The sequence below is a fragment of the Variovorax sp. OAS795 genome (assembly GCF_040546685.1).
In the GTDB taxonomy this organism is placed as follows: domain Bacteria; phylum Pseudomonadota; class Gammaproteobacteria; order Burkholderiales; family Burkholderiaceae_C; genus Variovorax.
Map to the genome: position 1 here is coordinate 4,537,563 of NZ_JBEPOH010000001.1, position 19,275 is coordinate 4,556,837.

At 70.4% G+C, this 19,275-nt stretch carries 17 protein-coding genes and 1 pseudogene; 6 read left to right on the forward strand and 12 right to left on the reverse strand.

Annotated features, from left to right (window positions below; all coding sequences use genetic code 11):
* Positions 1-7: 7 nt before the first annotated feature.
* The 3 genes from ABID97_RS21935 to ABID97_RS21945 are packed head-to-tail and all read right to left on the reverse strand — an operon-like array spanning position 8 to position 3,315.
* Positions 8-979 carry a VWA domain-containing protein gene (locus tag ABID97_RS21935; protein ID WP_354400726.1) on the reverse strand — a complete coding sequence of 324 codons (972 nt, stop codon included), beginning with the start codon at positions 977-979 and terminating at the stop codon, positions 8-10.
* 38 nt (positions 980-1,017) lie between these two features.
* Complete coding sequence (locus tag ABID97_RS21940; RefSeq protein WP_354400727.1) at positions 1,018-1,995, reverse strand: serine/threonine-protein kinase; 978 nt, start codon at positions 1,993-1,995, stop codon at positions 1,018-1,020.
* Positions 1,996-2,004: 9 nt separating this feature from the next.
* Positions 2,005-3,315, reverse strand: coding sequence for a hemolysin family protein (locus tag ABID97_RS21945; protein ID WP_354400729.1), 1,311 nt, complete (start codon positions 3,313-3,315; stop codon positions 2,005-2,007).
* Positions 3,316-3,338: 23 nt separating this feature from the next.
* On the opposite strand from ABID97_RS21945, the gene ABID97_RS21950 reads away from it, so the two are divergent.
* The gene (locus ABID97_RS21950; protein ID WP_354400731.1) at positions 3,339-4,190 is read left to right on the forward strand and encodes a symmetrical bis(5'-nucleosyl)-tetraphosphatase; all 852 of its coding nucleotides are present in this window, start codon (positions 3,339-3,341) and stop codon (positions 4,188-4,190) included.
* A 6-nt stretch (positions 4,191-4,196) separates the two neighbouring features.
* On the opposite strand, the gene ABID97_RS21955 is transcribed toward ABID97_RS21950, so the two are convergent.
* Entirely contained in the window at positions 4,197-4,913 is a 717-nt protein-coding gene (locus ABID97_RS21955) for a GNAT family N-acetyltransferase (RefSeq protein ID WP_354400733.1), read from the reverse strand.
* 115 nt (positions 4,914-5,028) lie between these two features.
* On the opposite strand from ABID97_RS21955, the gene pdxR reads away from it, so the two are divergent.
* Positions 5,029-6,510, forward strand: coding sequence for a MocR-like pyridoxine biosynthesis transcription factor PdxR (pdxR, locus tag ABID97_RS21960; protein WP_354400734.1), 1,482 nt, complete (start codon positions 5,029-5,031; stop codon positions 6,508-6,510).
* On the opposite strand, the gene ABID97_RS21965 is transcribed toward pdxR, so the two are convergent.
* From ABID97_RS21965 to ABID97_RS22000, 8 genes and pseudogenes are all read right to left on the reverse strand, one after another.
* The gene (locus tag ABID97_RS21965) at positions 6,511-7,491 is read right to left on the reverse strand and encodes an ABC transporter substrate-binding protein (RefSeq protein ID WP_354400736.1); all 981 of its coding nucleotides are present in this window, start codon (positions 7,489-7,491) and stop codon (positions 6,511-6,513) included.
* Positions 7,492-7,528: 37 nt separating this feature from the next.
* Positions 7,529-8,689 (reverse strand): annotated as a pseudogene (locus ABID97_RS21970) (c-type cytochrome).
* A 1-nt stretch (position 8,690) separates the two neighbouring features.
* Positions 8,691-9,479 (reverse strand): ABC transporter ATP-binding protein, encoded by a 789-nt coding sequence (locus ABID97_RS21975; RefSeq protein WP_354400737.1) that lies wholly within the window; start codon positions 9,477-9,479, stop codon positions 8,691-8,693.
* Positions 9,473-10,555 (reverse strand): ABC transporter permease, encoded by a 1,083-nt coding sequence (locus ABID97_RS21980; protein ID WP_354400738.1) that lies wholly within the window; start codon positions 10,553-10,555, stop codon positions 9,473-9,475. Before ABID97_RS21980 ends, ABID97_RS21975 begins: the two co-directional genes overlap by 7 nt.
* A complete protein-coding gene (locus tag ABID97_RS21985) occupies positions 10,552-11,553 on the reverse strand; it encodes an ABC transporter substrate-binding protein (protein WP_354400740.1) in 1,002 nt (333 codons plus the stop codon). Before ABID97_RS21985 ends, ABID97_RS21980 begins: the two co-directional genes overlap by 4 nt.
* 22 nt (positions 11,554-11,575) lie before the next feature.
* Positions 11,576-12,400, reverse strand: a complete 825-nt coding sequence (locus tag ABID97_RS21990; RefSeq protein ID WP_354400742.1) for a class II aldolase/adducin family protein — start codon at positions 12,398-12,400, stop codon at positions 11,576-11,578.
* 62 nt (positions 12,401-12,462) lie between these two features.
* On the reverse strand, positions 12,463-13,572 hold the full coding sequence (locus ABID97_RS21995; RefSeq protein ID WP_354400743.1) for an LLM class flavin-dependent oxidoreductase: 1,110 nt from the start codon (positions 13,570-13,572) through the stop codon (positions 12,463-12,465).
* Between the two features lie 36 nt (positions 13,573-13,608).
* Entirely contained in the window at positions 13,609-14,610 is a 1,002-nt protein-coding gene (locus ABID97_RS22000) for an ABC transporter substrate-binding protein (RefSeq protein WP_354400744.1), read from the reverse strand.
* A gap of 109 nt (positions 14,611-14,719) precedes the next feature.
* Here ABID97_RS22000 and ABID97_RS22005 point away from each other — a divergent pair, with 109 nt between their 5' ends.
* Genes ABID97_RS22005 through ABID97_RS22020 form a run of 4 tightly spaced genes read left to right on the forward strand, consistent with a single transcriptional unit; the run spans position 14,720 to position 19,177 of the window.
* Positions 14,720-15,961, forward strand: a complete 1,242-nt coding sequence (locus ABID97_RS22005) for an acyl-CoA dehydrogenase family protein (RefSeq protein WP_354400746.1) — start codon at positions 14,720-14,722, stop codon at positions 15,959-15,961.
* Positions 15,958-16,938 (forward strand): ABC transporter substrate-binding protein, encoded by a 981-nt coding sequence (locus ABID97_RS22010; protein WP_354400747.1) that lies wholly within the window; start codon positions 15,958-15,960, stop codon positions 16,936-16,938. The genes ABID97_RS22005 and ABID97_RS22010 overlap by 4 nt, the downstream gene beginning before the upstream one ends.
* Complete coding sequence (locus ABID97_RS22015; protein WP_354400748.1) at positions 16,935-17,552, forward strand: cysteine dioxygenase family protein; 618 nt, start codon at positions 16,935-16,937, stop codon at positions 17,550-17,552. Before ABID97_RS22010 ends, ABID97_RS22015 begins: the two co-directional genes overlap by 4 nt.
* Positions 17,549-19,177, forward strand: a complete 1,629-nt coding sequence (locus ABID97_RS22020) for a rhodanese-related sulfurtransferase (RefSeq protein ID WP_354400749.1) — start codon at positions 17,549-17,551, stop codon at positions 19,175-19,177. The genes ABID97_RS22015 and ABID97_RS22020 overlap by 4 nt, the downstream gene beginning before the upstream one ends.
* The last annotated feature ends 98 nt before the right edge of the window (positions 19,178-19,275 follow it).

The window sequence follows — 19,275 nt, forward strand, 5'->3', positions numbered from 1 at the left end:
ACTGCCGTCAACCGAAGAGACGCTTCCACCACGAGGAGCGCGGCGCCGAGCCGGCCGAAGGCGGCGCACGCCGGGGCGCCAGCGGGTCGAGCAGCGCGGCATAGCCATCCAGCGCATGCAGCACGCCGGCGACGCGCTGCTTTTCCATGCCGGTGGCGGACATCACGCGGGCCAGGCCGTCGAGATTGGGCACGGCCTTTTCGGTCAGCGCCACGATGCCGGCCGCCACGGCGCAGGCATCGTCGGGCGAATCCATGCAGATCACGTGGTCGCCGAGCAGCTCGCGCCAGCGCGGCTCGCAGCGGCGGCGGCGCTGCGCATCGGGAATCAGGAAGAACAGGTGGCAGGTCTCGGCCGCGGCGGCGATGGCTTCCTCGATCGGGATGTCTTCATCGAGCTTTTCGCCGATCAGCCCCTCGACCTGGCGGTGCGAGACGGCGGGATACGGCAGCTCGTCGCCCGTGACGAACAGGTAGCCCCGCTTGCCGCGCTTGACCCAGCAGTCCATGTCGGTGTGCTGCGCCATCACGTAGAAGGCCAGCTCGTAGCTTTCTTCGCCGCTGCCGCCGCCCCCGCCTTCGAGGTAGCTCCAGGTCAGCCACTGGTCCATGAGCGGCGCGGTCGATTCGAACTGGCCCACCTGCAGCGGCGCATGGTCGGAGTTGGCGTCGCCGATGGCCATGAACAGGAGCTGCGGATCGGCCACGCCGCAATCGGTCAGCAGCTTCATGAAGGTGGGCAGTTCGCGCCGCGCGAGGATCTGCGGGATGTCGCCCATCGAGCCCGTGACGTCGAGCGCGAACGCAATGCCCAGCGAATTGGGATGGTCGGCGTTGTCGCGCGACTCGCGCACCTTGAGCCCGTGCGGGTTCATCAGCGGGTGCGTGGCGGTCTGGGTGAACACCTCGGAGCCGGACTTGGCCGCGCGGTCGGCAATGAGTGCCGTATGAGCGGCGTGCGAGTAGTTTCCGTAGCCCATGGGTGTGTGCTCCTCTGTGTTTTTCTGCCGGGTTGTCTTCAGGCGCCGGGCGTCGGATCGAAGTGGACGAACTGCGGCGCGCCGAAGGCTTCGTGCGACGCGCTGGAGAGCGCCTGCTCGATGCCGCGCGCGCCGAGCCGCTGGCATTCGGCGGCGTCTTCGCTGCAGCGGCGCAGCAAGGCGGCCAGCGGCGCGGGCGTGCGGGCGCCGAGGCCGGGGCTGTCGTCCGACGTGCCGCCGTGCAGCACTGCGCGCACGGTCCAGGCGCTTTGCATCAGGTCGCGCGCCGCGGCGGCGGCATGCGCCGAGCCCGATGCCTGCCGCGCCCGCGACCAGCCGACGAGCAGGACGCCATGGTCGCGCGGATGCACGAGCGCATGCGCGGGTGACAGGTCGCCGTGGGTCCAGTCGGCGTCGTGCACGAAGGCCAGCACCTCGAGCATGCGGCGCCAGAGCCACACGGCATGGCGCGCATCGATGCCATTCGGCTGGGCCTGCCGCACGTCGTGCAGGCTGCCCCAGAAACCCGCCGGGTGGCGCAGCACCAGGGCCTGGCGTACGCCTTCGGCAAGCCCTTCGGCCAGCCCGGTGCCCACGGGTTGCGGCAGGCGCCGGGTGAAATACGCAGCGCCCGGCAGGGCCAGCGCCTGCAGGGCTTGCAGCACCGCGGCCTCGCGCAGCAGCACCGCGCCATCGGCGGACTCGCGCGCCAGCTTGACCGTGACGCGCTCGGGCAGTGCGCCGAGCCGCTGGGCCAGCAGCACCTCGCTGTGCTCGCCGAGGGCCAATGGTGCCAGCACCCGGTAGCGCGCGCCGCGCCATTGCAGCATGCGCCCGGTGTCGCCATTCGCGGCATTCGCCCGGCGCAGCGCTGCGCGGAAGCTCTCGCGTTCGACGGTTTCCCCGCCGCGCGTGATGGTGGCGCCGCAATAGCTGCAATTGACGGTGCGCCAGCGCGCGGCACGCGGCAAGGGCGCCGAGCATTGCGGGCAGGCAAGGGCAAGCAGCGTGAGCATCGCGAGGGCCTAGTCGTTCTTCGACGCCAGCGCGTCGGGCGCCGCCAGCACGCGGTCGATGCGGCGCCCCTCGAGCGCGGCAATTTCGAAGTGCCAGCCGGCGCAGTCGATGACCTCGCCGGTTTCGGGCAGGTGGCCCGACACGGCCATGAGCAGGCCGGCAACGGTGTTGTAGCGCCCGCGCTCCTCGTCGGGCAGCTCGCGGATGCCGAGCCGCGCCCGCAGCTCGGAGACGGGCATCAGGCCGTCGAGCTCCCACACGCCGTCGGGCCGCTCGCGCGCCCAGGCGTCGGTGAGGGTGCCGGGCTGGAGTTCGCCGGTGATGGCTTCGAGCATGTCGCGCGGCGTCATGAGGCCCTGCACCACGCCGTATTCGTCGACCACGAAGACCAGCCGGCCGCCGCGCTCGCGGAACTGCTCGAGCAGCTCCATGCCGGTCAGCGTCTCGGGCACGAACACCGCGGGCGCGGCTTCCTGCCCGAGCACGCCGTCATGCGCGGTGCCCAGGCGCAGCAGGTGCGCCACGCTGATGACGCCCACCACGTCGTCGAGCGAATTGCGGCACACGGGGTACCACGAATGCACGATGTTGAGGGCTCCCGCGTCCGCCACCTTCTGGAGCGCCTCTGCCACGGTGTCCGACGCGTCGAGCCATTCGATGTCGGCGCGCGGGATCATCAGCGACGACAGCCGGCGGTCGTCCAGGTGGAACACGTTGCGCACCATCTGGTGCTCGTGCTGCTCGATCACGCCGGCATCCACGCCTTCTTCGAGGCTGGCGGAGATTTCTTCCTCGGTCATGGAGCGCGCGGCGTTGGCGTCGATGCGCAGCAGCTTGAGCACGGCGGCCGTGGCGCTCGCAAGCAGCCAGACGAAGGGCTTGGCGCCCTTGGCCAGGCCGCGCATCGGGCGCGACACCCACAGCGCCACGGGCTCCGGGTAGAGCTGGCCGATGCGCTTGGGCACCAGCTCGCCGAAGATGATGGTGAAGAAGGTGATGCCGGTCACCACCACCGCGGTGGACACCACGCTGGCCGTGCCGCGGCCCATGCCCAGGCCCTCCATCCAGACCGCGAGCGGCGCCGCAAAGGCGGCCTCGCCCACGATACCGCTGAGCATGCCGATCGAGGTGATGCCGATCTGCACGGTCGAGAGGAAGTGCGTAGGCTCCTCCATGAGCCTGAGCGCAGCCTCGGCGCCGGCGTCCCCTGTCTCGGCCAGCGCCGCCAGGCGCGCGCGCCGGCTGGTTGAAAGGGCCATTTCGGACATTGCGAACAGCGCATTCAGCGTGGTCAGCAAGGCCAGCAGGAGAACATCCATGAACGGGGGGTGAAAATGAGGACATGGCACTTTACTTGATCGGCGATATCCAGGGCTGCGACGCCGCGCTCCAGAGGCTGCTCGCGACGATCGGTTTTTCCCCCAGCCGAGACACTGCCGTGCTGCTGGGCGACCTGGTCAACCGCGGGCCCGACTCGGCGGCCGTGCTGCGGCGCGTGCAGGGCTACGGCGCCTCCGCGCTGAGCCTGCTCGGCAACCACGACCTGCACCTCTTGGGCGTGGCACACGGCGCGCGCAAGCCCGGCCGCAAGGACACGCTGGCGGCGCTGCTCGAGGCGCCCGACAGCGAAGCCATGCTCGAATGGGTTCGCCAGCAGCACATGGCGCTGCACATGCAGATCGGCGGCGGCGACCTGCTCATGGTGCACGCAGGCGTGCTGCCGCAGTGGACGGTGGGCGACACGCTGGTGCTGGCGGCCGAAGTCGAATCGGTGCTTCGCGGCCCGGCGCTGGGCGAGTTCCTGCTGGACATGTACGGCAACGAGCCGGCGCAATGGAACGACGCGCTCGCGGGCAGCACTCGGCTGCGCGCCATCGTCAATGCGCTCACGCGCATGCGCTTCTGTTCGGCCGATGGCGTGATGGAGTTCGACGCCAAGGACGGGGCCGCGACCGCGCCCGACGGCTTCATGCCCTGGTTCGACGTGCCCGGCCGCAAGACCGCCGGTGCCACGGTGGCCTTCGGACATTGGTCCACGCTCGGCTGGCTTTCACGGCCCGACCTGCTCTCCACCGACACCGGCTGTGTCTGGGGCGGCTGCCTGAGCGCCGTGCGCATCGGCGGCACGCTGGACGAGCGCGAGCTCATCCAGGTGAAGTGCGAGCAGGCGCAGAAGCCCGGCCAGCCAGGCTGAAGATCGTCAGGTGCGCGGCAAGCGGAAGCGGTCCAGCGCAATGCGCTGTGCGCCTTGCGCATCGAAGTTCCCGGGCGCCAGCCAACGTTCGAAAGCGGTGCGCAGCGCCGGCCACTCGCCGTCGGTGACCGAGAACCACGCGGTATCGCGGCTTCGGCCCTTGTAGACGATCGCCTGCCGGAAGATGCCCTCGAACTGGAAGCCCAGCCGCGTGGCCGCGCGCCTCGACGGTTCGTTGCAGCTGTCGCATTTCCATTCGTAGCGCCGGAAGCCGAGTTCGTCGAAAGCCAGCTTCATCAGCAGGTACTGGGCTTCGGTCGACATCGGCGTCTGCTTCAGCAGCGGCGAGAAAACGACGGCGCCGACCTCGATCGTGCCGTGCGCCGGGTCGATGCGCATCAGCGCCAGCGTGCCGACGGCCCGGCCGCTCTGGAGGTCGATGACCGCGAAGTGCATCGGATCGGTGCCCTGCGCGGCGCGTTCGACGTAGGCGCGGGTGCTGGCCAGGTCGGCGGGCCGTTCGAAGAACAGGTACGTCCAGTCGCGAGCGTCGGGTGCCAGCGCATAGGCGGCGTGAAGGTCGTCGGCGTGCCTGGCGGCATCAAGCGGTTCGAGCACGCAGTAGCGCCCCACGATGGGGCGGCGCGGCGGCTGGGAACGGGGCGTCCATCCGGGCACCAGGGGACCGATGGATTGGCCGTATTCGTTGTGGCGAGCTGACATGGGAAGGCTTTCGGAAGCAAGGGAGCGGCGGTGCCGGGGAACGCTAAAGTACGTTCCTCGTGGCGCTACAGGAAGTGCCACGCCATAGCCAATTCATGGTGCCACGTTCCAACGCATGAGCAAGCTGCCCCACCTCGACGCCGCCGCACTGTTCGAATCCCCGCTGGCCCGGCATCGCGAGGCCGGCCCGATGCAGCGCCAGCTGCACGAGCGCCTGAAGCGGGCCATTCTCGACGGCAGCCTGGCGCCGGGCTGCCGGCTGCCCGGCTCGCGCGCACTGGCGGAAGCGCTCGCGATCTCGCGCAACACCGTCACCGCCACCTACGAGCACCTGGCCGCCGAGGGCTACGTGCGGCCGGACCGCCAGGGCACGCGCGTCATCGAATTGACATCGCCGGCATTGCCGGAGCACATCGGCAAATCCACCGGCGCGCCGGCCACCGCGCGTCGCCTGGCCGGCATCAAGCCGGGCACGCCCTTCCCGATACCGGACGCGGCCCTGCGCCCCGGCGTGCCCGCGCTGTCGCACTTTCCGTCCGCGGCCTGGCGCGGTGCGCTGGACCGGGCCATGCGTGCCGCGGGCCCGGCCACGCTCGGCTACGGAGATCCGCTGGGCGAACCGCCGCTGCGCGCGGCCATTGCACGGCACCTGGCGCTTGCGCGCGGCGTCCGATGCGACCCCTCGCAGGTGGTGATTGCCGAGGGCGCGCAGGAGGCCATTTCGCTGTGCGTGCGGCTGCTCGCGAATCCCGGCGACACGGGTTGGGTCGAAGACCCGGGCTATCGCGGAGCGAAGGCGGCCATGCATGCCGGCGACATGCGCATCGTGCCCATGCGGGTCGACGCCGAAGGCCTGTGCGCCAGTGCGGCCGACTGGCGGAAGCACCCGCCCCGCCTGGTCTACACCACGCCTTCGCACCAGTACCCCGCTGGCGCGGTGCTGAGCATCGCGCGCCGCCTGGCGCTGATCGCAGAGGCCCGGCGGCACGGCGCATGGATCATCGAGGACGACTACGACAGCGAATTCCGCCACACCGGCGAACCCATCGGCGCCATGCAGGGGCTGGTGGACGACGCACCGGTGCTCTACATCGGCACCTTCAGCAAGACGATGTTCCCGTCGCTGCGGCTCGGCTTCCTGGTGCTGCCGCGGCAGCTCATGGCGGTGGTGCAGGCGGCGCTCGGGGAAATGCTGCGCGGCGGCCACCGCCACGAGCAGCTGGCCATGGCCGGCTTCATCGAGAGCGGGCAGTTCAGCCGCCACCTGGGCCGCATGCGGCGGCTCTACCGCGAGCGGCAGCAGGCCTTGCGGCTGGCGCTGGCCCGGCACCTCGAGGTGCCGCACGAGATCGACGGCGGCCACTGCGGGCTGCACCTCACGGTGCGGCTGCCGCCGCGCTTCGACGACCGGCGGATCGCCGAAGAGGCACTGCGCCATCGACTCGCGCCCGTGCCGCTGTCGAGCTTCGCGATGGAGCCGACGGCGGCGGACAACGGCCTGGTGCTGGGCTACGGCAACACCTCGGCGGAACGCTTCGAGCCGCTGGTCAAGCGGCTGTCGCAGCTGGTGCGGGCCGCGGGGCGCGGCCGTGCATGATCAACCCTGCGCCGCGACGCCGAAGCCCGAGTCGAAGGTGCCCTTCACATCGAGCGGCTGCCTGATGAGACCGACCTGGCGGTAGAAGTCGGCCGTGCCCTGCTGGTCGGCGACGACCTGTGCATCGATGGGCACCCACTTCTGCTGCCGGCGCTCGAACTGGAGCTTCGCCGCTTCGGGCGGGATGCCGATGATGCGCGCCAGCGCGGCCGAGTAGGCGTCGACATTGCGGTACGACCAGAGCTGCGCCTTCACCACGCGCTGCAAGAAATCCTGCAGCACCGGCCGCTTGGCGGCAATGGCCGCATCGGTGGCCGCGAGGTAGCTGAGCCCGGGCAGCAGCCCGCGCCCGCTGACGAGCACGCGCGCGTGATGGCTCACCTCGGCCAGCGCGGTGTAGGGCTCCCAGGTGGCCCACGCATCGACCGAGCCTTGCGTGAGCGCGAGCTTGGCGTCGGCCGGCGCAAGGAAGCGGATGTTCACCTCCTCCGGCTTCAGGCCGGCCGCGGTGATGGCCTTGAGCGTGACGTAGTGGCCGATGGAGCCGCGGTTGGTCGCGATGCTCTTGCCCTTGAGGTCGGCGGCGGTCTTGAGCGGCGAGTCGGGCCGCACCAGCACCGCCGTGCCGTAGGAATCCGAGCGGTTCGCACCGATGGCCTTGACCCGTGTGCCCGCGGCGAGCGCGAAGATGAGCGGCGCATCGCCGATGGGCCCGGAGTCGACCGCGGCCGCGTTGAGCGCCTCGGCCAGCGGCGCGGCCGCGGGAAACTCCGACCACTGGATGTCGTAGCCGAGGCCTTCGAGGCCGTTGGCCGCTTCGAGCAACGCGCGCAGTCCGCCCTTCTGGTCGCCGGCCTTGAGCACCGGGCGGCCCTGCGCGCGGGCCTGCAATGAGAAAGCCGGCAAGGCCAGCGCCGTGGCGGCGGCAAGGCCCTGCGCGAGAAGTTGCCTGCGTGGCCGGCTGGGTTGCAATGGGTTCATGGGTTCTCCGTGTGCGGTCGAGAAAAGAAAAAAGAAATCAGTGGATGAAGCCGCCCTTGACGAAGCGCACCGGCTGCGCATCCATGCGCGCGATCAGTGCGCCCAGGCCGTCGGGCGGTTGCGCGCCGCGCTGCGCCGCTGCGGCGGGCGCTCCTTCGCTGCGGCACAGCAGGTCGTCGTCGGACTAGGCCCCGCTGCCCGGTTGGCTGCGCGCGCGCAGCCAGCCGTCGCGGTCGGCAATCAGCTGCGTACCGGCCAGTTCGTCTGGGCCGGCGATCAGCGCCAGCGCCTGCCATGCAGCGGGCGCATCGGCCACGCAATCGCCATCGGCTCCGCCGCCGGCCGAAGGCAGCAGCCGCACGGTGACAAGCCGCGGGTCTTCTGCGGTTGCTTCGGTGCCGGCCACGATGCGCACGCGCTGTCCGCGCCAGCTCGCGAGCGTGCGCACAGGCTGCGAACCGCAGCGCACCGCCATGTCCGGCAGGCCGATGGGCTGCGGCCAGTTGCCGAGCGCGCGCAGGCTCTGGCCCGCGCCGAGCGCCTTCATGTAGTCGATCAGTGCCCAGGCGTCGGCCTCGTCGAGCACCGCGCCGAAGCCGGGCATCGCCGCCCCGCCAGCCTGCCGCGCACCGGGCGTGCCGTGAAGAATGCGCCAGAGCAGGTCGCCGTCGGCGCGCCGCCAGAGCAAGGGACCGCCGAGGTTCGGCGGCCACACCGCCAGCGATGCCGCGCGCGGTCCTTCACCCTTGCCGTCGGCGCCGTGGCAGGCCGTGCAGTTCTGCGCATAGAGCGTGCGGCCCCTGGCAATCGAAGCGGCCGTGAAGCCGGTCGGCGACGACTGGAAGCTGGTGGGCGTGGCCGGCACCAGCACCACGCGTGCGTCCGGCCAGGGCGCGGCGATCAGCAGCATCGGCACCAGCGCGAGAAAGTAGAGGCGCGCACGCCGCCAGGCCAGCGCCAAAAGCAGCGCCAGCACCGCCACGGCGACGAACCCCAGCGTCCACGCAAGGTTTCGCGCCTGTCCCAGGTCGATCAGCAGGTTCTCGCCCGACAGCCGGTGCGGCCACGGCCATGCCGGCTGGCCATGCACCTGCGCTGCGAGCCCGAGCGCATCGAGCGCGCGCAAGAGCTGCAGCTGCGCGCCCTGGAGCAGGCCGATCAGCAGGTTGAGCCAATCGGCCCCGGGTGCGCCGTTCATGTCACCACGTTGCGTCGAGCCCCAGGTGCCGCAGCGCTTCGTGCCGAAGCTCGGCCAGGCGCGCATGGCCGCGATGGCGCGGGTACGGCAGGTCGACCACGATCTCCGCCGCGATGCGCGCCGGCCGGTCGCTCAGCACGATCACGCGGTTGGCGAGGAACAGCGCCTCTTCCACGTCGTGCGTGACCAGGAGCGCCGAGAAGCCCGCGCGCTGCCACAGGTTGACGAGCTCGCTCTGCATCGCGATGCGCGTGAGCGAGTCGAGCTTGCCGAGCGGCTCGTCGAGCACCAGCAGCTGCGGATCGTTGACCAGCGCGCGCGCCAGTGCCACGCGCTGCGCCATGCCGCCCGAGAGCTGGTGTGGAAAGGCCTTGGCAAAGTCGGTGAGGCCGACGAGCCTGAGCGCCTCGTCGACACGCCCGCGCTGCGCCTTGAGCACGCCGCGCGCCTGCAGGCCGAGCGCCACGTTGTCCCATACGCTGCGCCAGGGGTAGAGCGTCGGGTCCTGGAACACCACGATGCGCGACGGATCGGGCTTCGTGATCGGCGCACCGTCCTGCGCGATGCGCCCGGCCGTGGCGGGTTCGAGCCCGGCCACCAGGCGCAGCAGCGTCGACTTTCCGCAGCCGCTGGGCCCCAGCAGCGCGACGAACTCGCCCGGCTTCACCGTGAGGTCGATGTCGTCGAGCACCTGCAGCGGCCCCGCCGGCACGTCGAACCAGTGGCTCACGCCGCGGATGTCGATGCGGGCGCCGGCCGGGCGCACGCCTGCTTCGGCAACGGCTACCACTTCACGGTCCCCTTCTGCCACGACAGCACGCGGTCGCGCACCTTGAAGAGCAGCGTGATCAGGCCCGAGCACAACACGGCCATGACGATGAGCGCGGCATACATGTTCGAGTACGAGGCCCAGCCCTGCGCCCACGACAGGTAGAAGCCGAGGCCGGCCTTCACGCCCATCATCTCGGCCGTGACCAGCACCGAGAACGCTGCGCCCAGCCCCATGAAGAGCCCCACGAACACCTGCGGCAAGGCCGCCGGAATGGCCACGCGCAAGACCAGGAAGCGCTCGCTCGCACCCATGGTGCGCGCCACGTCGTAGTAGTTGCGGTTGACGCCCGCGACACCCGACCAGGTGAGCACCGCAACCGGGAAGCCGGTGGCCAGCGCGATCAGGAACACCGCGGCCGCATAGCTCGATGGAAAGAAGAAGAACGCCAGCGGCAGCAGCGCCGAGGCCGGCACGGGCCCGAGAAATCGCAGCACCGGGTGCACCCAGTAGCCCGCGATGCGCGACCAGCCGATGGTCACGCCCGTGAGGAAGCCCGCGAGCGCACCCAGCACGAAGCCGTGCCCGAGCAGGCGCGCCGAGTGCAGCAGGCTCTCGCCCAGGCGGCGCCAGTCGTCGATGTAGGTTTCGACGAGGCTCTGCGGCGGTGCGAAGAACGGCGTGGGAAGCAGCGCGAGCTTGGCCGTTGCGATCTCCCAGACGGCGAACAGCACGGGCAGTGCGACGAGCCAGGGACCGGCCGGCCGCAATGCGCGTTCGATGCGGCCGGCGCGCGGGCCGAGCAACGCGACGGCCAGCAGCAGTGCACCGCCCACGAGGGCGGCGATGCCGAACTCGTCGGTGTAGGCCCAGTCGCTGAAGCCCACGGCATGGTTCGGCCAGTAGAGGGTGACGAGGCCGAGGGCGAACCATGTGGCGGCGGCGACGAAGCCGATGTGCCATAGGGGCAGCGCTGCCTGGCTACGGCGCGATGCCGAAGCAGGAGCGGTCGTGCGTTCGGGCGCCGTGGCTCCTTGCCTCGCCCTCTCCCGGAAAGGGTGGGCATCGAAGCCCAATGCGGGATCGGGGGTGCTCATGCGAGGGGATCGAAAGAGACGTGCTCGGCGAAGCGCACCGGGTCGGTGGTCTTCTTGAGTACGCCGACACCGCGGAAATCACGCGCATAGAACTCCACCTCGTCGCGCAGCTTCCTGCCCAGCGGATGGTGGTTGTGCGTGAGCGTGCCGAGCAGCGCCCGCAGGTCCTCGATCGGCACCTTGGGCGAATACCTGGCGAAGAGCCTGGCCGATTCGTTGGGGTTCTCCGCCACGTAGTCGGAGGCCTGCGCAATCGCGCGCACCAACGCCGCCACCGCCGGCTTGTCCTTGCGCACCAGTTCGCCGCGCGCGCCGACGATGCAGCAGACCTTGTCCTTGTATTCGCCCGAGAGGTTGCTCGCGATCTCCACGAACGCGCCCTTGTTGCGCTTCTCGATCAGGTAGACGTTCGGATCGCCATCGGCAATGGCGTGGATCTCGCCCTTCTGCACGGCGATGTCGAGCAGGTCGGCCGGGTATTGGCGCCAGGTCACGTCCCGCTCGGCATCGATGCCGTTCTTGGCGAGCAGGATCGAGAAGAAGTTCTTGCCCGGGCTCGCGATGTCCGACACGCCGATGATCTTGCCCTTGAGGCTCGCGAGACTGGTGGCGCCCGCGGCCTTGGCGCCCACCAGCCGCACGCAGCCGCCGTGCGAGCTGCCGACGATCTTCACGTCGAAGCCCGACTCCAGCGGCTTCAGCCAGCGATGGATCATGCCCACCGCCGCATCGGCCTTGGCCGTGGCCAGCGACTCCAGCAGCTGGTCGGTGGAGCCGGTGTAGTTGATCAGGTCCACCTGCAGGCCGTTGCGCTCGAAGTAGCCGCGCTCCTGCGCAACGACCACGGGCGACAGGCAGAACGCCGCGGCGTTCCATGCGAAGGTGAGCTTGCGGGCCTGCTGCGAGAACGCCTGCGAGGCGATCAGGCCGCCCGAGGCGACCACCGCGGCAGCGCCGCCCGCGCGCAGCACGCCGCGGCGTGAAAGAGAGACTGTCATCGGGAACTCCGGTAGTTTTTCTTTAGAGCAGCAGTTCGGGTTCCGCTTCGACCAGGCCTTCATAGAGGCTGTCGAAGGAATGGATGGCCCCCTCCGGGCCGCCGATCTGGCTGTGCGTGTGGCGCGCCGTCGCCTCGTCGATGGGCTGCGGCTTGCCCGCGGCTTCGGCCAGCAGCTGCGTGTGGCAGGCGTTGTCCAGCGCGATGTACCACCATGCCGCGGCCTCCACCGTCGGACCCGCGGTCAGGATGCCGTGGTTCTTGAGGATCGCGCCCTTCCTGTCGCCCAGCGCGTGTGCGATGCGGTCGCCTTCGCTGGTGTCGACCACCATGCCCGTGAAGTCGTCGAACAGCGCCACGTCGTCGTGGAACACGCAGCCGTCCTGGGTGATCGTGTCGAGCTTGCGGCCCAGCGTGGACCAGGCCTTGCCGTAGGTCGAGTGCGTGTGCGCGGCGGCAACGATCTTCGGGTTGTGCTCGTGGATCGCGGCGTGGATCGCGAACGCGGCCTTGTTGAGCGGCCTGTCGCCGATCACCGTCTCGCCCTTCGCATTGACCAGCAGCAGGTCGGAAACCCTGATGCGCGAGAAGTGGATGCCCAGCGGGTTGACCCAGAAATGGTCGGCAAGCTCCGGGTCGCGCGCCGTGATGTGGCCCGCAAGGCCCTGCGCAAAGCCGAAGCGTGCGAACAGGCGGAAGGCGCCTGCGAGGCGCTCCTGCCGGTGGCGGCGCTCGGCCTGCACGCTGGTGCGCGGCGGGATGGGGTCGAACCAGTATTTCTGCTGCGGGTTCGGGTTGAGCCGGAGCGGCTGCGGCGCCTGGCGGTCGATGGAAAGAACGGCACTCATGAACAGGAACTCCTCGGTATTCGGTATTGCTCCTTCCCCCGAAGGGGAGGGAGAAAGACAAGCTAAGCCGCTTTGCGGATCGACGCCGCGCGCTGCGCCACCAGCTCACGCGTGCGCGGAATCAGCTCGCGCCCGTAGTCCGCCGCATCCTCCAGCGGATCGAAGCCGCGGATCAGGAAGGTGGTCACGCCCAGGTCGTAGTAGTCGAGCAGCGCATCGGCCACCTGCTCGGGCGTGCCGACCAGCGCGGTGCTGTTGGAGCGGCCGCCGATTTCCTGCGCCACCGCGGTCCACAGCCGCTTGTCCAGGCGCGAGCCTTTCTCGGCCGCGGCCAGCAGGCGCTTTGCGCCCTCGCTCTGCTGCGGGCCGCCGCGGTTGTAGCCCTGCACCACGCGCAGGCGTTTTGTCTCGGCCAGGATGCGTTCGGCGCGCGCCCATGCGGCGTCTTCGGTCTCCGCGAGGATCGGCCGGAACGACACCGAGAAGCGCACGCTTCGCCCATGCTTCGCGGCTTCTGCGCGCACGCGCGTGGTGAGTTCGCGTGCCTGGTCCAGCGACTCGCCCCAGAGCGCGTACACGTCGGCGTACTTGCCGGCCACGGGAATCGCAGCCTCCGACGCACCGCCAAAATACACCGGCACATGCGGCTTGCCATGGCGCGTCTGCACCGGCTTCACTTCGGAGAACGCGTTCTGGAAACGGTAGTGCGCGCCTTCGTGGTCGAAGGGCTTCTCGGCGGTCCACACCTTGTGCAGCACCTCCAGGTATTCGTCGGTGCGGGCATAGCGCTGGTCATGGTTGAGCCAGTCGCCGTCGCGGCGCTGCTCCTCGTCGGAGCCGCCCGAGATGTAGTGCACGCCGAGCCGCCCGCCGCTGAACTGGTCGAGCGAGGCGAACTGCCGCGCGGCCAGCGTGGGCGCGACGAAGCCGGGGCGATGCGCGAGCATGAAGTGGATGCGCTCGGTGACGGAGGCGGCGTAGGCCACCGTCAGCGTGGCATCGGGGCTGGTGGAATGGTGCGGCACCAGCACGCGGTCGAAGCCCGCGTTCTCGTGGGCCTGCGCAAAGGCGCGTACATACTCGCGGTCGATGGCCGGGCCCTTGGCCGCGTGGATCTCCGAGACCTTCTGGCCCTGGATCATGCCGATGAATTCAACGTCGTTCTGGCTCATGGTGTCCTCGTGTTGTCAGTGTGGATGCGGGGGTGTTCAGGCGGCGGGGAGGCGCAGCACGTTCTCGAAGCTGCGGTCCCACAGCGGCCTCACGTCGGCCGGCCCGTCGAGCACGCCGATCTTCAGGAAGGTGTCGGCCACCTGCTGGTGGCTGCGCACCACGGCGTCGGTGACGGGGCCGAGGCTGTAGTCGCCGCTGCGGCCGTTGAAGAGTTCGACCAGGTCGCCGACCGGCACGCGCGTCTCGGCCGATTGCGCGCGCGCATAGGCCAGGAAGTTGCCATTGATCCATGCGAACGACCGCTGCAGCCGCTGCAGCAGGTCGCTCAATGCCGCGCGCCGCAGCGCGTCGTCCAGCGCGCGCGGGTTGGCGTAGATGGGAAAGTTGCCCGACAGATAGCCCACGCCGGTCTTGATGGTGCGCGCGCCGTACTGCGTGCGCGCAAGCTGGCCGTTGTAGCCATAGATGGCCCAGGCATCGAGGTCGCCGCGCGCAAAGGCAGAAAGACCGTCCGACGGCGTGAGGCTCACGGCCTGGATGTCGCTGAACGAGAGCCCCGCCTCGGCCAGTTGCCGGGCCAGGTAGTAGTGCGAGGTGGTGGCGCGCACATAGCCCACGCGCTTGCCCTTGAAGTCGGCAATGCTGCGGATCGGCGAATCCTTGCGTGCCAGCGTGGCCTGGTTGTTCAGGTCTTCATGCGTCACCGCCACCAGCTTCACGCTCGATTTCTGGCGCGCCGCGAAGACCGGCGGAATTTCGCTGCCCGAGCCCAGGTCGAGCGCATCGCCGTTGATGGCCTCGATGTGCAGCACGCCGTTGTTGAGCTCGCGCCAGTCGATCCTGTAGGGCGTGTTGGCCTGGCCCGATGCCTGCAGCAGCGGCCGCCAGAGCCCCTTGTAGGTGCCCACGCGCAAGGTCACGCCCGCGAGGTCGCGCGCCGGCGCCGCGGCCTGCGCCCCGGCTGTCGCGACCACCGTGCCCCAGGCCGCGGCGGCCTGGAGCAGTCGCCGCCGGTCCATCGATAAATCAGTTTTCATGGCCCGGACGGTACCGAGGCGGGCACCGAAAGCGAACGCAGAAAAACGAGTTTGCATATGCGGGATGCGTCGTTTTCGTGGCGCCCGGCCGCCGCTAACGTGCCGGACCATGAGTGCACTCCCCTTGCGCCGCCCGCCGGCCACGAAAGAACATCCCGCCCCTGCCGCCGTCGATGCCGTCGACGTAGCCCTGCTCGCGCGGCTGTCGGCGCAGTTCGCCGCCACCGCGGCCGACCACGACCGCAGCGCCGCCTTTCCGCGGCCGAACTTCGAGGCGCTGCAATCGCACGGCCTCGTCGGCCTGGTGGCACCCGCGGCGTACGGCGGCCAGGGCGCCACGCTGGCCACGGCGCGGCGCGTGATCGCGGCGGTGGCACGCGGCGAGCCGGCCACCGCGCTGATCCTCACGATGACCTACCTGCAGCACCACGCCATCGCACGCAGCCACAGCCGCTGGCCGCCGCACCTGCGCGAACGCGTGCTGCGCGAGGCGGTGGACCGCGGTGCGCTCATCAACGCGCTGCGCGTGGAGCCCGCGCTGGGCTCGCCCGCGCGTGGCGGTTTGCCGGCCACGGTCGCTCGCCGCGAAGGCAGCGGCTGGAAGATCGACGGGCACAAGCTCTACACCACCGGCATCGAAGGCCTCTCTTGGCTCGCCGTGTGGGCGCGCACCGACGAGACCGCACCGCGCACCGGCGTGTTCCTGGTGCCGCGCGACGCGCCCGGCGTGCGCGTGATCGCGAGCTGGGACCACCTGGGCCTGCGCGCGTCGGGCAGCCACGAGGTGGTGTTCGAGAACGTGGCGGTCGACCTCGGCCATGCCGTGGACCTGCGTGCGCCGGCCGACTGGGCGCCCGACGCCGGCAGCCAGACCGACATCGACGCCCATGCCACGCAGCAGGCCTGGATGACGGTGCTGCTCGCGAGCCTCTATGACGCGGTGGCACAGGCCGCGCGCGACTGGCTCGTGAACTTCCTGAACCAGCGTGCGCCCGGCAGCCTGGGCGCGCCGCTCGCGAGCCTGCCGCGCGTGCAGGAGCATGTGGGCGAAATCACCGCGCTGCTGCGCACCAACCGCGTCTTGCTCGACGATGCCACCCGCGCCGTGGACGAAGGCCGCGCACAGCCCGCCGCCGAGAGCGGCCTCGTCAAGTACACCGTGACGAACAACGCGATACGCGCCGTCGAGCTCGCGCTCCAGCTGAGCGGCAACCATGGCCTCACGCGGCAGAACCCGCTGGAGCGGCACTACCGCGACGTGCTGTGCAGCCGCATCCACACGCCGCAGAACGACGCAATCCTCATTGCCGCAGGCGTGCGTGCCTTGCTGAACCCTGGAGCCGCCGCATGACCGACCTGATCTTTTCGAAGGCCTCGCGCCGCAACTGGCTCAAGCAGGGCGCCGCCTTCTCCCTCGCCGCCACTGGCGCGCTGCGCGCATGGGCGCAGCCGCAGGCCGCGCTGGTGCTCGGCGACCAGGCGGGCGGCTTGCGCGCGCTGTTCGAGGCATCGAAGGCACTCGAGGCTGCGCCCTTTGCCTACAAGTGGGCCAACTTCCAGGGTGCGGCGCCGCTCTTCGAGGCGCAGCGCAGCGCGGCAGTCGACACGGCCGTGGCCGGCGACCTCCCGGTGCTGGCCGCGGCTGTCGGCCGCACGCCGCTCAAGATCGTCGCCACGCGCGTGGGCAAGGCCGATGCGCTCGGCATCGTGGTGCAACCCGATTCCCCGTTGCAGAAGGTGGCCGACCTGCGCGGCAAGACCGTGATCGTGTCGTCCGCGCGCGGCAGCATCTCGCAGTACCAGCTCTACGGCGCGCTCGAAGAAGCCGGCGTGCGGCGCGACGAGGTCACGGTGAAATTCGTGCTGCCGACCGATGCGGCCGCAGCCTTCGCCTCGAAGCAGATCGATGCCTGGGCCGTCTTCGATCCCTACTACACGATCGCGCTGCAGCAGGGCGGGCGCATCCTGCGCGACGGGCGCGGCATCAACACGGCGCTGGGCTTCATCACCGCCAGCGAGCCGTCGCTGGCCGACCCGACCAAGCGCGCGGCCATCGTGCAGTTCCTGGACCGGCTCGCGCGCGCCGGCGAATGGGCGCTGGCCAATCCGGAGGCCTATGCGCAGGCCTACAGCCAGCTCACGCGCCTGCCGATCGAATCGGCCCGGATCATCACGGCGCGCGCCTCGGTCACGGGCCGTCCGGTGTCCGAGGCCGACATCGTCGCCCTGCAGACGGTGGCCGACCGATCGGCGCGCGACGGCATCCTGCCGGTGCGCGTGGACGTGCGCGCCATCACCGACGCGCAGGTCTGGAAACGGCCGGCGTGAGCGCGGCACCCGGCATTGCGCCGCTGCGCGAATTCGTGGGCGCGTTCGGCCGCCTGCTCGACGCTGCGCCCGACGAGCCCCGCATCCTTCATGAAGGCGGGGCCCTGCTGCGGGCGCTGGTCGCACGCGACGACTGGCTGCCCGATGCCTTCGCCCAACCCGACCCGGTGCACTACCGGCAGTTCCTGCTGCACGCCGACAGCACCGAACGCTTCTCGGTCGTGAGCTTTGTGTGGGGGCCGGGCCAGGCCACGCCGGTGCACGACCACACGGTGTGGGGCCTGATCGGCATGCTGCGCGGCGCCGAATACAGCCAGGGCTACGCGCTGGGGCCCGATGGCCATGCCCGCCCCGAGGGCCCGGTCGTGCGGCTGGATGCGGGGCGCGTCGAGGCCGTGTCGCCCCGCGTCGGCGACCTGCACCGCGTGCACAACGCGCACGCCGACCGCGTGTCGATCAGCATCCACGTGTACGGCGCCAACATCGGCGCCGTGCGGCGTCATACTTACCCGGCCGAGGGCGGACGCAAGCCCTTTGTCTCGGGTTACTCCAACACGCTTCTTCCCAATCTGTGGGACCGCTCCGCCGAACTCAGACCGACGACCGCCGCATGACGACCACTGCATCCGCCTTTCCCCTCGTGACCTTTGCCGCCGTTCGCGCACGCCTCGACGCGCGGAGCGAAACCGCGCTGCTCGACGTGCGCGAGGAAGATCCCTTTGCGCAGGAACATCCGCTGTGGGCCGCGAACCTGCCGCTCTCGCGCATCGAGATCGAAGCCTGGCGGCGCATTCCGCGGCTGGACACCTTCATCGTGCTGTACGGTGCGCACGGCGGCACCGACCTCGCGCCGCTGGCCGCGCGCACGCTGGCCTCGCTGGGCTACACCAACCTGCACCTGCTCGAAGGCGGCCTCGATGGCTGGCGCGCGGCCGGCGGCGAGCTGTTCCGCGACGTGAACGTGCCGAGCAAGTCCTTCGGCGAACTGGTCGAGCACGAGCGGCACACGCCGTCGCTCTCCGCGCCCGAGGTGAAGGCGCTGGTCGATGGCAAGGCCGACGTGGTGGTGCTCGATGCGCGCCGCTTCGACGAGTACCGCACCATGAGCATCCCGTCGGCCACCAGCGTGCCCGGGGCCGAACTGGTGCTGCGCGTGCGTGAGCTCGCACCCGATCCCGCCACGCAGGTGATCGTCAATTGCGCGGGCCGCACGCGCAGCATCATCGGCACGCAATCGCTGGTGAACGCGGGCATACCCAACCCGGTGGCGGCGCTGCGCAACGGCACCATCGGCTGGAAGCTCGCGGGGCAGGCGCTCGACCATGGCGCGGACCGCAAGGCCCCCGCTGCGGTGTCCGATGCGCATCGCGCGCAGGCACAGGCCGATGCGCGGCGCGTGGCGGACAAGGCTGGCGTGCGCCGCATCGCGCTCGATGCGCTGCACGCGCTCGAAGCACCGGACCGCACGCTGTACCGCTTCGACGTGCGCACGCCCGAGGAATACGACGCAGGCCACCTGCCCGGCTTCGCGAGCGCGCCGGGCGGGCAGCTGGTGCAGGAAACCGATCACCAGGTGCCGGTGCGCGGCGCACGCATCGTGCTGGCCGACGACGACGGCGTGCGCGCGTCAATGACTGCGTCGTGGCTCGCGCAGATGGGGTGGGAGGTGTATGTGCCCGACACGGTGCCGGCCGCCTCGGTCTTCGGCGAGAAGGCCGCGCCGCCGCCGGCCTATCCGCTGCCTCCGCTCGCCATCCGCGAGATCTCGCCCAACGACCTCGCGGGCTTGCTGAAGCAGCAGGCCGCCACGGTGATCGACGTGACCACCAGCGCCAACTACGTCAAGCGGCACATTCCGGGCGCCTGGTATGCCATTCGCGCCCAGCTGGCAGCGGCGGTGGGCACGGCCATTCCGCCGGCGCCGCGCTACGTGCTGACCTGCGGCAGCAGCCTGCTCGCGCGCTATGCCGCGGCAGACCTGCGCCAGCTTCTCGATGCGCGCGGCCAGCACGATGTGGAAGTGCTGGTGCTGGCGGGAGGCAACGCGGCATGGTTTGCAGCGGGCTTCGAAGCCGAGGCCGGCGAGACGCGGCTCGCGACGCCGCGCACCGACCGCTACCGGCGGCCCTACGAAGGCACGGACGCGCCGGCGGAAGCCATGCAAGCGTACCTGGACTGGGAGTACGGCCTGGTCGCGCAACTGGGCCGCGACGGCACGCACCATTTCCATGTGATCTGAGTGGGCCGGCCTGCAACGGGCCGGTCACAATATTTCGGCGGGGTAAAGGCGGTCATCCGCCGCTCGCGCGGGGCGTTTCCTGGGAATACCGATCCACT